Below are 12,322 nucleotides of genomic sequence, written 5' to 3' on the forward strand. Positions count from 1 at the left end.
CCGCGTCAATCTCACCGATCGCCGTCTCGCGGTGGAGTGGAACAAGGGCAGCACGCTGGAGCCCGGCCAGTTCATCGATCGCCTCGCCGAGCTCGGCTACAAGGCTTACCCCTACGAGCCGGTGCGGGCCGAAGTCGAAGAGGCCGAGCGAACCAAATTCCTGCTGCGCTGCCTCGGCGTCGCCGTGTTCGCCACCATGAACGTGATGATGCTGTCGGTGCCGGTGTGGTACGGCGGCGATCTCAGTCCCGAAGCACGCGACTTCTTCCATTGGCTGTCGGCGCTGGTGGCGCTGCCCTGCGCCGCCTATGCGGGGCAGCCGTTCTTCCAGTCGGCATTCCGCGCGCTGAAGGCCAAAAGCGTCAACATGGACGTGCCGATCACGATCGGCATCACGCTGGCGCTCGGCATGTCGCTGGTCGAGACCATCAATCACGCCGAGCACGCTTACTTCGATGCCGCCGTGATGCTGATCGCGTTCCTGCTGGCGGGACGCTTCCTCGACCAGAAGATGCGGCAGAAGACCCGCGCGGTCGCCGGCAATCTCGCCGCGCTGAAGGCCGAGACCGCCACCAAGTTCGTCGGCCCCGATGAGATCAGCGAAGTGCCGATCGCTGCGGTTCGCGCCGGCGACATCGTGCTGCTGCGCCCCGGCGAGCGCTGCGCCGTCGACGGCACGGTGATCGAAGGGCGCTCCGAGATCGACCAGAGCCTGATCACCGGCGAGACGCTGCATGTGCCGGCCGAGCGTGGTACCCAGGTTTATGCCGGCACGTTGAACATCTCCGGCACGCTTCGCGTCCGCGTCGCTGCGGCCGCAGAGGGCACGCTGCTGTCCGAGATCACCCGGCTGCTCGACCACGCGCTGCAGGCCCGCTCGCGTTACGTCCGGCTCGCGGACCGCGCCTCGCAGCTCTATGCGCCGGTGGTGCACGCCACCGCTCTGCTGACGATCATCGGCTGGGTGCTGGCCGGTGCGGGCTGGCACGATTCGATCGTGATCGGCATCGCGGTGCTGATCATCACCTGCCCCTGCGCGCTCGGCCTCGCCATTCCGGCGGTGCAGACCGTCGCATCCGGGGCGATGTTCCGCGCCGGCGTGCTGCTCAACGCCGGTGATGCGATCGAGCGCGCCGCGTCGGTCGACACCATCGTGTTCGACAAGACCGGCACGCTGACGTTGCCCGAGCTGGATGTCGTCAACGCTGCGGGCATCCCGCCCGACGCGTTCGACCTCGCCGGCCGGCTCGCGCTCGCCAGCCATCATCCGGTCGCCGCTGCGGTGGCGCGGGCCGCGCACGCCAAGTCGCCGTTGCCGAACGTGGTCGAAGAGCCCGGACGCGGCGTCCGCACTACCTTTGGCGGCGAAGAATTGAGGCTCGGCAGTCCGGCGTTCTGCGGCGCCGATGCCGAAGCCAATCAGATCCTCAGCGAAGACCCCGAAGTCTCCGTGGTGGCGTTCAGCCGCGGCCAACAGCGGGTGGTGTTTGCGGTGCGCCAGTTGCTGCGTCCCGATGCTGCCAAAACGATCGACGCGCTGATGAATCGCGGCATCGCGGTGGAGCTGCTGTCGGGCGATCGAGAACCGGCGGTGCGCCATGCGGCCGATGCGCTCGGCGTGTCCGCCTGGCGTGCCGGGGTGAAGCCGGCCGCGAAAATCGCCCATATCGAGGCGCTGAAGAAGCAGGGCCGCACCGTGATGATGGTCGGCGACGGCATGAACGACGCACCGTCGCTCGCCGCTGCGCACGTTTCGATGTCCCCGATCAGCGCCACCCACCTCAGCCAGGCCACCGCCGATCTGGTGTTCCTTGGCAAGGAGCTTGCGCCGGTGCTGGCCGCGGTCGATTATTCGCGCAAGGCGATGGCGGTGATGCGGGAGAATCTCGGTCTGGCCATCGGCTACAACGTGCTGGCGGTGCCGATTGCGATCGCAGGCTATGCCACACCGCTGATCGCGGCGCTGGCGATGTCGGGATCGTCGCTGCTGGTGATGCTGAATGCGATGCGGGCCCGCCGCGTTCGCCGGGGAGCCGCGGCATGGAAGTAATGGTGATCCTGGTCCCGCTGGCGCTCGGGCTCGGCCTGCTTGGACTGATTGCGTTTCTGTGGTCGCTGAAGAGCGGCCAGTACGAAGATCTCGACGGAGCCGCCTGGCGAGCGATCGCCGACGACGATCCGCCCTTGCCACCGCCGGCTACTGCGCCGGCAGAAAAGCGAGGCTGATATGGCGATGCTCACCTATGACGACCGGCCGCGGATTGCGGTCGCGTTCGAGGCTCCGGCCAAACCCGCTGCCCCACCGGTGATCGATCCGGCGCCAGCACCTGCCGCCACCGAGGCGCCGATCGAGCCGGACGAGGACGTTCAGGAGCGCTGGCTCCAGGCGCAGCCCTGGCCGCGCCGCTGGTTTGCCCGGTTCTACCGCGCGCTGCGCAAGCTGCAGCCGGCATTTCCGCCGATGTCCTGCTGCTGAGCGGCCGGTTCCCTCCTGCTCAGCAGATCGACGTAAGATCAAAGCTTTAAGCGCGCTTCATCTGGGTGAAACAGAGCGCGGCTATCAGGCCGGCGTACCCGCTCCCCCGAGCGAGTCGACGACCAACGAAGTGCCGCCATGTCCCATGCCTTCATCATCGAAGTGAATTCGCGCGCCGCCGGTATCGTGGTTCGCGACGGTCGCAGTTTCCGCTTCCACGCCGCTAGCGACGACTTCTCCGGGCTCGAAGGGCAGGGCTTCCGCTCGCCCGGAGATGCGCACAAAGCCGCGGTCCGCCATCTGGAAAACTGCCCCGCAGCGCGCGCTCCTAAGCTCAGGGTCGCATAACTGCTTGAAAACGAGGGCGTTTCCGTCCTCCGCGCGCGAGGCGTTGCACCGGCTCATGCGCGGAACCAGTGGCTTGCGAGAAATTTCATTCCATATATGATGCTGCGCGTCATCGAATTTGGAAGAAAGTTCTCTCACCATGACCGACACCGACAGCATCGTCGCCGAATCCAGTCGGCGGTTGGATGCCATTGACCGCAAAATTCTGACGGTGCTGCAGCAGGATGCCTCGCTGTCCGTGGCCGAGATCGGCGATCGGGTCGGGCTGTCGTCGACGCCCTGCTGGAAGCGGATCCAGCGGCTCGAGGCCGATGGGGTGATCATCAAGCGGGTCGCTCTGGTCGATCAGGACAAGATCGGGCTCGGCTTGTCGGTGTTCGTCTCGATCGAGAGCGGCGATCACTCCGACGCCTGGCTGAAGACCTTCGCCGACGCCGTCAGTGCGATGCCCGAGGTGATCGAGTTCTACCGGATGGCCGGCGATGTCGACTACATGCTCCGCGTGGTCGTCGCCGACATGCGCGCCTATGATCAGTTCTACAAGAAGCTGATCGGCACGGTGGCGCTGAAGAACGTCACCTCGCGTTTCGCGATGGAGAAGATCAAGTCGGTGACGGCACTGCCGGTGCCGCCGATGCCGGTATCCTAATCGCCTGGATTTGCTCGGTCGTACGATCTCGGCCGGCGAATCAGTGGCGATGGTGGCGATTCAGCAATCCGTCGGTCAAAGGTAGTTAGTTGCCTTTCTAAACTGTGGTGATTGTTAGTTGTCGACTAATCGGTCGATTTGCACAAACTAACAGCAATCGGAAGTTGCTTCCGGGCGTCTTTCCCTATTTTTGGTTTAGTCCTCATTAGGACTATTCGCTCAAATTTATTCCCGGCGCCCTACAGCGTCGGGGATGGAAACATATGCACGCCGCAGCCGTTCGCAGAGACGATCCGGCCGGTGAGCCCAAGGCGGATGATCGCGCCGATATCTCTGCGCTGGTGGCGCGGCTGACGTCGGAGGTGAACGAGATTGCCTGCGGCAAAACCCGGACGATTCAGAAGATTACCAGCCAGATGAAAATTCTGGCGCTCAATGCGCTGATCGAAAGTGCCCGCGCCGGCAAGCAGGGCGCCGGCTTCGCCATCGTGGCGCAGGAAGTCCGCAACGTCGGTGCCCAGATCGAACAGATCGCGCGCGACCTCGAAACCCAACTCACCAAGCGAACCGGCGAGCTGATCGACTCGATCGGCAATATGACAGAACGATCACGCGGTGACCGGCTGGTCGATCTGGCGCTCAACGCCGTCGAACTGATCGATCGCAATCTCTATGAGCGCACCTGCGATGTCCGCTGGTGGGCGACCGATTCCGCTGTGGTCGACTGCGTGGCTGAGCCTTCCGCCGAGGCGGTCGCCTATGCGTCCACGCGCATGGGCGTGATTTTGTCGGCCTATACGGTGTATCTCGATCTGTGGCTGTGCGGTCTCGACGGCACCATTCTGGCGAACGGCCGGCCCGACCGTTTCGCCGTGGCCGGCAAGAACGTGGCGGGGCAGGGATGGTTCAAGGAAGCGTTGCGGCTGCACAGCGGCGACGACTATGTGGCAGGCAATATCGAACGCGTGCCGCTGCTCGGCGATGCGCAGGTGGCGACTTACTGCGCCAGCGTCCGTGCCGACGGCCGCAGCGACGGCGCGCCGCTTGGCATCCTGGCGATTCACTTCGACTGGGAAGCTCAGGCCAAGGCGATCGTGCAAGGCGTGCGGGTCGACGATCCGAACCGCTCGCGAGTGCTGTTGCTCGACGCCGATCGTCGTGTGATTGCCGCTTCGGATGGGCAGGGCATTCTCGATGAGCGCTTTCCGCTGCAGTCGGCTCATCCGACCTGCGGCACCTACCGCGACGGCCGGGGCGCGCTGGTCGGCTTCCACCGGACGCCGGGCTACGAGACCTATCGCGGGCTCGGCTGGTACGGCGTGATCGTCAGCTCCCCGGAGTGATGGATTTCAGATCGTGACCTGTTTCGAGACAGCGCCGCCCCAGTGGCCGGCTAGAATCGTCAAGTTAGTTTGACAGTTAGATAGGATCAGTCGCCGCAACGCAGAAAGCCTCGTTTCGTTCCCGTACCGGACACCAGGATTTTCGCTGGGCTTCCACTAGGCAGCGAGTTCCTGTTCTCCTACAAATCGGAAAACGGCCTGGGGTACGATGGCGGACGGCATATCCAAATCTCTGACGGGGATCGAAGGGTTCGACGATCTCACCCTTGGCGGCTTGCCCTCTGGGCGCCCCAGTCTGGTGTGCGGTTCGGCCGGCTGCGGCAAGACGCTGTTCGCCTCCACCTTCCTGATCAACGGCGCGCGCTTCTATGACGAGCCCGGCGTGTTCGTCACCTTCGAAGAGCGTCCGGTCGACATCGTCGATAACGTCGCCTCGCTGGGTTTCGATCTGCAGGGACTGATCGAGCAGGAGCGGGTGCTGATCGAGCACATTGCGATCGATCCGACCGAGGTCGCCGAAGTCGGTGACTATGATCTCGAAGCGCTGTTCTTGCGGCTGGAGTTCGCGGTCGACCAGATCGGCGCCAAGCGGATTGTGCTCGACACCATCGAGAGCCTGTTTTCGGCGTTTCAGAATCCCGCCGTGCTGCGCGCCGAAATCCGGCGGCTGTTCGACTGGCTGAAGCAGAAGGGGCTCACCGCCGTCATCACCGGCGAGCGCGGCGACGGCACGCTGACCCGGCAGGGGCTGGAGGAGTACGTCTCCGACTGCGTCATCCTGCTCGATCACCGCGTCGACAATCAGATTTCGACCCGCCGGCTGCGCATCGTTAAATACCGCGGCACTGCGCACGGTACCAACGAATATCCGTTCCTTATCGACGAAGAGGGCTTCAGCGTTCTGCCGGTGTCGTCGCTCGGGCTGTCACATAAGGTGCACGAGGAGCGGATCTCGAGCGGCGTTCCCGACCTCGACGCGATGCTGTCCGGCGGCGGGTTCTATCGCGGCACCAGCGTGCTGATCACCGGCGTCGCCGGTTCCGGCAAGAGTTCGCTGGCCTGCATGATGGTCGACGCCGCCTGCCGGCGCGGCGAGAAGGCGCTTTATCTGTCGTTCGAGGAATCCGAGGCGCAGACCGTCCGCAATATGAAGTCGGTCGGCACCGATCTCGGCCGCTGGCTGAGCAGCGGGCAGCTTCGCTACATCGGGGCGCGGCCGACGTTCTACAGCCTGGAAATGCACCTGGCGGTGATGCTGCGCGAAGTCGCGCGTTTCAAGCCGGACCTCGTGGTGCTCGATCCGATCTCGGCGTTCACGGAAAGTGGGCAGATCGGCGAAGTGCAGTCGATGCTGCTGCGGATCGTCGATTATTTGAAATCCAACGGCATCACCGGCGCCTTCACGCATCTTGCGCACGGCGCTCAGACCGAGACCGATGCCGGGCTGTCGTCACTGATGGACGCCTGGATCCTGCTGCTCAATCGCGAAGCGCACGGCGAATTCAATCGCGAACTCTATCTGCTCAAGGCACGCGGCATCGCGCACTCCAACCAGGTGCGCGAGTTTGTGATGTCGAACGACGGCATCCATCTGTTGCCGCCCTATCTCGGCGAAGGCGGGGCGCTGACCGGATCGGCACGCCGGGCCGAAGAAGCCAAAGCGCGGCGCACCGAAAGCGAGCGCCGCGTCGAGGTGGCGCGGGTGCAGGATCAGATCGAGCAGCGCCGCCGGCGTGCGCTCGCGCAGATCGAGGCGCTGAAGGCCGATCTGGCGGTCGACGAGGCCGAGCTGCAGCGGCTCACGCAAGATGAAGTCAGCTTCCGGGCGCAAAGCGAGCGCGATGTCAGCGAGATGGCGCGGAGCCGGGGCCTGATCGGCTCGCCCGACGACACCGAATAGGGGACGACGATGGCCGATCCGATCAAACTGGTGCTGTATGTCGCCGGCGAGACGCCCAAATCCCTCGCGGCGATCCGCAACCTCGAGAAGATCTGTGCCGAACATCTGGCCGGCAAGTACAAGGTCGAGGTCATCGACCTGAAGAAGCAGCCGCAGCTCGCCCGCGAGCACGGCATCGTGGCGATCCCAACGCTGGTGAAGGAGTTGCCGGTCCCGATCCGCAAGATCATCGGCGACCTGTCCGACACGCCGAAAGTCCTGGTGCATCTGGCGGTGGAGGAGTCGTCCTCGTGATGTCGGCGGTCTCGGCGCTGAGCAGGGCGGAACTGGAAGCCCGGCTTGAGGAGGCCGAGGAGACGCTGCGGGCGATCCGCGACGGTGAAATCGATGCGGTCGTGGTCCGCGGCGCCGATGAAGAGCAGGTGTTCACGCTCGAAGGTGGCGGCCAATCGTATCGCACCTTCATGGAAGCGATGGACGTCGGGGCCGCGGCGTTCGATCAGGACGGCCAGCTGCTCTACGCCAATCAGGCGCTGTGCGCGCTGCTCGACTGCGCCCACGGCTCGCTGACCGCATCGGCGCTGATCGGATTGCTCGATCAGGTGAACCAGGCGGCGTTCCGTCGCCTGTTGGCGCAAGCCCAGCGCGAGCGGCAATCTGCCGAAATCCACCTGCGGGTCGGCAGTGCCGAACGCAGCATGCTGCTCACCGGCACGCCGCTGGAATTCGGCGTGGTCCGCGGCGCGGCGATCACCTTCACCGACATCAGCGAGCGCGAGCAGGCCGCCGCCGCCCGCGAGTCCGAGCGGCTGGCGCGCGCGATCCTGGCCTCGGCCAATGAGGCGGTGATCGTCTGCGACCGAGCCGGCCGCGTCACCCATCTCAACGGCGCCGCGATGCGGATCTGCGCCGAGGCGCCGGTCGGCAAGACCTTTGCCGAGGCGATCGCGCTGAGCTTCCCCGAAGCTTCCGAACTGATGAGCAGCGACGACATCGTCGTGATGGCGACCGCGGGCTTGCCGGTGCAGGGCTTGGAGGCGGCGGTGCGCATCCCCTCGGCCGCGATCACCGACGTGATGATCAGCGCGGCGCCGCTGGTGGTATCGGGCGAGCGCACTCAAGGCTGCGTCGTGACGCTGGTCGACCTGTCGCAGCGCAAGGCCGCCGAGCGGCACCAGGCGCTGCTGATGGGCGAACTCGACCATCGGGTGAAGAACACGCTGACCATGGTGATGGCGATCTGCGCCCGCACCGCCGCGCACGAGCGCACCATCGAGGATTTTCAGAAATCCTTCACTGGCCGGATCCAGGCGCTGGCTGCCACCCACACGCTGCTGTCGAATGCCTCGTGGCAGAACTTGCAGATCCGCGATGTGCTCGCCGCCGAGCTGGCGCCGTTCGCCTCGCTCTCCAGCGGCCGTATCGTCACCGACGGGCTCGACATTGCTGTCGACGCCAAGACCGCTGTCTCGCTCGGTCTGGTATTTCACGAACTCACCACCAACGCGGTGAAATACGGCGCATTATCAGTGCCGTCGGGGCGGATTTCGGTGCGCCGGGTCGGCGCCACCGACGAGGCGCTGACGATCGAATGGCAAGAGCACGACGGCCCGCCGGTGACGCCGCCGCAAAGCTCCGGCTTCGGCCAGACGCTGATCTCGCGCAGCCTTGGCAATGGCGGCGCCAAGCTGGAGTTTCCGCCCGCCGGCGTGGTTTGTCAGATCTCGATTCCGAGAAGCTGATCAACGTCGGGCAGTGCTGCGCCTGATCGCTGTCGTCGAAAAAGTCAGCTGTCCGCGAGCTGTTTCAGCGGCAGCCGTGCGCTTTCCTTGAGGCGATCGAGCACGATTGACGAGCGCACATGCGCGACGCTCTGGTGTGGCATCAGCACGTTGTTGACGAGGTCGGAGAGGCCTTTCAGGTCGCGCAGCACGGCCTTCAGCACGTAGTCCGCATCGCCGGTCAGCGAATAGGCTTCCTGCACTTCGTCGATCCGCCCGACCAGCGACCGGAACTTCTCGGCATTGCCCGGCGAATGCGTCGCCAGAGTGATCTGGATGAAGGCGACCACGCCGAAGCCGAGTGCGTCGCCGGACAGTTCTGCCCGATAGCCGGTAATGATATTGTCCTGCTCCAGCCGCATCCGCCGCCGCGAGCATTGCGACGGCGACAGCTGCACCCGGTCGGCCAGCTCCTGATTGGTGAGGCGGCCATCGTCCTGCAGCGCGCTGAGAATCTTCAGGTCGAACGCATCGACAGATATCATGCGCAAAAGCCAAATTTGATGCACGGATCGTGCACAGGCTAGCGCGATCCGCTCGCATTTGCACGCCTCTTGCGGGCGGTCCCGACGATACTACCGGCTCAAAGAACCAATCTGGAGGAGCCGCCGATGGGACCATTTCCGCATGATGCGCAGCCGGCCACGATCAGTGCCGACAATCCAATGGGCACGGATGGCTTCGAATTCGTTGAATTCGCCCATCCAGACCCGGCGCAGCTTCATAGCCTGTTCAAGCTGATGGGTTTCAGCCTCGTTGCGAAGCATCGCACCAAGGCGATCTCGGTCTATCGCCAGGGCGACGTCAACTATCTGGTCAATGAGCAGCCCGGCACTCACGGCACCGACTTCGTCACCGCGCATGGCCCTTGTGCGCCGTCGATGGCGTTCCGGGTGGTCGATGCCAAGCAGGCCTATGAGCGGGCGATCTCACTCGGCGCCGAACCGGCCGGCGTCACGGCCGCGCAGGCCACGCTGGACGTCCCGGCCATCAAGGGCATTGGTGGAAGCCTGCTGTATTTTGTCGATCGCTACGGCGCCAAGGGCTCGGCTTATGACGCCGAGTTCGATTGGGTCGGCGCCCGTGATGGCCGGCCCCTAGGGGCCGGCCTGTATTACATCGATCACCTGACCCACAACGTTCATCGCGGCCGCATGGACGTATGGACGGAGTTCTACGCCAAGCTGTTCAACTTCCGCCAAATCCGCTTCTTCGACATCGAGGGCCGCGCCTCCGGCCTGTTCTCGCGCGCACTGACCAGTCCGGACGGCAAGATCCGGATTCCGATCAACGAGGATGCCGGTGACTCCGGCCAGATCGAAGAATATCTCAACCTGTATCGCGGCGAGGGTATTCAGCACATCGCCTGCGGCTGCCGCGACATCTACAGCACCGTCGAAGGCCTGCGCGCCGCCGGCTTGCCGTTCATGCCGTCGCCGCCCGAGACGTATTTCGAGCGCGTCGATGCACGGCTGCCAAAGCATGGTGAGGACCTTGCCCGGCTGCAGCGAAACGGCATCCTGATCGACGGCGAAGGCGTTGTGGACGGCGGTCAGACCAAGGTGCTGCTGCAGATCTTCTCGGCCAATGCGATCGGCCCGATCTTCTTCGAATTCATCCAGCGCAAGGGCGACGACGGCTTCGGCGAAGGCAACTTCAAGGCGCTGTTCGAGTCGATCGAAGAAGACCAGATCCGCCGCGGCGTGCTGAAGACGGGGGAGGCGGCTTAGGCGTGGGACTCGGCGTTGCCGGGCTCCCCAAAGCTTAGCTCAGTAAGCGCACTCGACTCACAGCATCTTTGTAGGTCACTTAGTTCGCCACGAATGCCGTCATGGCCGGGCTTGTCCCGGCCATCCACGCCTTTCGCGCATGCACGTCGGCAAGGCGTGGATGCCCGGCACAAGGCCGGGCATGACGGGTGGAGACGGACGCGCTGGATTTCGGAGGGCGCGTGTCGGATAGCCCTTAAGGCAAAGGCGCAGTGTCTCGGAGATCGCTGCGATCGACGACGTAAGTTACACGTCCACGGTGGCGTGCAGCGAGTTCTCCTGGATGAACTCGCGGCGCGGCTCGACGACGTCGCCCATCAGCTTGGTGAAAATGTCGTCGGCTTCGTCGACTTCGCGCACCTTCACCTGCAGCAGCGACCGCGCGTTGGTGTCGAGCGTGGTCTCCCACAGCTGTTCCGGATTCATCTCGCCGAGGCCTTTGTAGCGCTGCAGCGTCACACCCTTGCGGCCGGCGTCGGTCACCGCCTCGAACAGGCTGACCGGGCCGTGGATCGCAGTTTCGGCGTCCTTGCGGCGCAGCAGGCCGGGCCGCGGATACACTTCCTGCAGAATCGCCGCATATTCATCGAGCTTGCGCGCGTCGACCGAGCCGAGCAGCGCATCGTCGATGGTCGCGACTTCCTTGACGCCGCGCACCGTGCGCTCGAATGCGAAGCCTTCGCCTTCGATGAAGCGGCCGACCCAGCCGCGTTCGACCTCGTCGGCCAGCGCATCGAGCCGCCGAGCGATATAGGCGGCAGCTTCATTGGCGGTGGCGATATCGGTGGTGATCCGCGGGCTGAGCACGCCGGCGATCGCCGCCTGTTCGACCACGCTGCGATTATAGCGGCTGTGCAGATTGTGCAGCGTGCCTCGGATCACGCGTGCGTCCTCGACCAGCTTCAGCAGGTCGCGGCGGCCGCGCTCTTCGCCGGTCGCCAGCTTGAAGACGCAATCGTCGAGGCCGGTGGCGATCAGATAGTCTTCGAGCGCGCGTTCGTCCTTGAGATACTGCTCGGACTTGCCGCGCGTCACTTTGTAGAGCGGCGGCTGCGCGATGTAGAGATAGCCGCCCTCGATCAGCGCCGGCATCTGCCGGAAGAAGAACGTCAGCAGCAGCGTGCGGATGTGCGCGCCGTCGACGTCGGCGTCGGTCATCAGGATGATCTTGTGGTAGCGCAGCTTCGACAGGTCGAAGTCTTCGCGACCGATGCCGGTGCCGAGCGCGGTGATCAGCGTGCCGATCTGCTCGGAGCTCAGCATCTTGTCGAAGCGCGCGCGCTCGACGTTGAGGATCTTGCCGCGCAGCGGCAGCACGGCCTGAAATTCGCGGTTGCGGCCCTGTTTGGCGGAGCCGCCTGCCGAGTCACCCTCGACGATGAACAGTTCGGATTTGGCCGGATCGCGCTCCTGGCAGTCGGCGAGCTTGCCGGGCAGCGAGGCGATATCGAGCGCGCCCTTGCGCCGGGTCAATTCGCGCGCCTTGCGGGCGGCTTCGCGCGCAGCGGCGGCTTCGACCACTTTGCCGATCACGATCTTGGCTTCGGACGGGTGTTCTTCCAGCCAGGCCGCGAGCGCTTCGTTGATGACGTTTTCGACCACCGGACGCACTTCCGAGGACACCAGCTTGTCCTTGGTCTGCGACGAGAACTTCGGGTCGGGCACCTTCACCGACAGCACGGCGGTGAGGCCTTCGCGGCAGTCGTCGCCGGTCAGCGCGACTTTCTCTTTCTTGGAGCCGGCCTCGGCATAGCCGGTGATCTGCCGCGTCAGCGCGGCGCGGAAGCCGGCCAGATGGGTGCCGCCGTCGCGCTGTGGGATGTTGTTGGTGAAGCACAGCACGTTCTCATGATACGTGTCGTTCCACCACAGCGCGGCTTCGACCGCGATGCCGTTCAGTTCGGCGCCGATCACCACCGGGGTGGGCACGATCGGCTTCTTGTTGCGATCGAGATATTTGACGAATTCGGTGACGCCGCCCTCGTAGCGCATCTCTTCGCGCTTCTCGACCGCGTGGCGCATGTCGGACAGCACGATGTACACGCCGGCATTGAGG

12 protein-coding genes are annotated in these 12,322 nt (G+C 64.7%); 9 read left to right on the plus strand and 3 right to left on the minus strand.

Annotation, left to right across the window (positions count from 1 at the left end; translation table 11 throughout):
- The 3 genes from DYI24_RS11455 to DYI24_RS11465 all read left to right on the plus strand — a co-directional run.
- The coding region (locus DYI24_RS11455; RefSeq protein WP_164572380.1) for a copper-translocating P-type ATPase at positions 1-2,050 on the plus strand (2,050 nt) is incomplete at its 5' end.
- Positions 2,041-2,226, plus strand: a complete 186-nt coding sequence (ccoS, locus tag DYI24_RS11460; RefSeq protein ID WP_107342292.1) for a cbb3-type cytochrome oxidase assembly protein CcoS — start codon at positions 2,041-2,043, stop codon at positions 2,224-2,226. The genes DYI24_RS11455 and ccoS, both read left to right, overlap by 10 nt.
- Position 2,227: 1 nt before the next feature.
- Positions 2,228-2,476 (plus strand): hypothetical protein, encoded by a 249-nt coding sequence (locus tag DYI24_RS11465; protein WP_107342291.1) that lies wholly within the window; start codon positions 2,228-2,230, stop codon positions 2,474-2,476.
- 84 nt (positions 2,477-2,560) lie between these two features.
- Here the strand turns inward: DYI24_RS11465 and DYI24_RS28765 are convergent, their stop codons facing one another.
- Positions 2,561-2,983 carry a hypothetical protein gene (locus DYI24_RS28765; protein ID WP_164572381.1) on the minus strand — a complete coding sequence of 141 codons (423 nt, stop codon included), beginning with the start codon at positions 2,981-2,983 and terminating at the stop codon, positions 2,561-2,563.
- On the opposite strand from DYI24_RS28765, the gene DYI24_RS11475 reads away from it, so the two are divergent.
- The 5 genes from DYI24_RS11475 (at position 2,964) to DYI24_RS11495 (ending at position 8,458) form a co-directional block, all read left to right on the plus strand.
- The gene (locus tag DYI24_RS11475; protein WP_107342289.1) at positions 2,964-3,473 is read left to right on the plus strand and encodes an Lrp/AsnC family transcriptional regulator; all 510 of its coding nucleotides are present in this window, start codon (positions 2,964-2,966) and stop codon (positions 3,471-3,473) included. The genes DYI24_RS28765 and DYI24_RS11475 overlap by 20 nt on opposite strands.
- Before the next feature lie 263 nt (positions 3,474-3,736).
- Positions 3,737-4,816 (plus strand): methyl-accepting chemotaxis protein, encoded by a 1,080-nt coding sequence (locus tag DYI24_RS11480; protein WP_164572382.1) that lies wholly within the window; start codon positions 3,737-3,739, stop codon positions 4,814-4,816.
- Positions 4,817-5,024: 208 nt separating this feature from the next.
- The gene (gene kaiC, locus DYI24_RS11485) at positions 5,025-6,716 is read left to right on the plus strand and encodes a circadian clock protein KaiC (RefSeq protein ID WP_164572383.1); all 1,692 of its coding nucleotides are present in this window, start codon (positions 5,025-5,027) and stop codon (positions 6,714-6,716) included.
- A gap of 9 nt (positions 6,717-6,725) precedes the next feature.
- Positions 6,726-7,010, plus strand: a complete 285-nt coding sequence (locus DYI24_RS11490; RefSeq protein ID WP_107353663.1) for a circadian clock KaiB family protein — start codon at positions 6,726-6,728, stop codon at positions 7,008-7,010.
- On the plus strand, positions 7,010-8,458 hold the full coding sequence (locus DYI24_RS11495; RefSeq protein WP_205523480.1) for a PAS domain-containing sensor histidine kinase: 1,449 nt from the start codon (positions 7,010-7,012) through the stop codon (positions 8,456-8,458). The genes DYI24_RS11490 and DYI24_RS11495 overlap by 1 nt, the downstream gene beginning before the upstream one ends.
- Positions 8,459-8,502: 44 nt before the next feature.
- On the opposite strand, the gene DYI24_RS11500 is transcribed toward DYI24_RS11495, so the two are convergent.
- Complete coding sequence (locus DYI24_RS11500; RefSeq protein WP_164572385.1) at positions 8,503-8,982, minus strand: Lrp/AsnC family transcriptional regulator; 480 nt, start codon at positions 8,980-8,982, stop codon at positions 8,503-8,505.
- A gap of 126 nt (positions 8,983-9,108) precedes the next feature.
- On the opposite strand from DYI24_RS11500, the gene hppD reads away from it, so the two are divergent.
- Entirely contained in the window at positions 9,109-10,227 is a 1,119-nt protein-coding gene (gene hppD / locus DYI24_RS11505; RefSeq protein ID WP_164572386.1) for a 4-hydroxyphenylpyruvate dioxygenase, read from the plus strand.
- 285 nt (positions 10,228-10,512) lie between these two features.
- On the opposite strand, the gene DYI24_RS11510 is transcribed toward hppD, so the two are convergent.
- The coding region (locus tag DYI24_RS11510) for a DNA gyrase subunit B (protein ID WP_164572387.1) at positions 10,513-12,322 on the minus strand (1,810 nt) is incomplete at its 5' end.

The organism is Rhodopseudomonas sp. BR0C11 (assembly GCF_010820945.1).
GTDB lineage: Bacteria > Pseudomonadota > Alphaproteobacteria > Rhizobiales > Xanthobacteraceae > Rhodopseudomonas > Rhodopseudomonas palustris_H.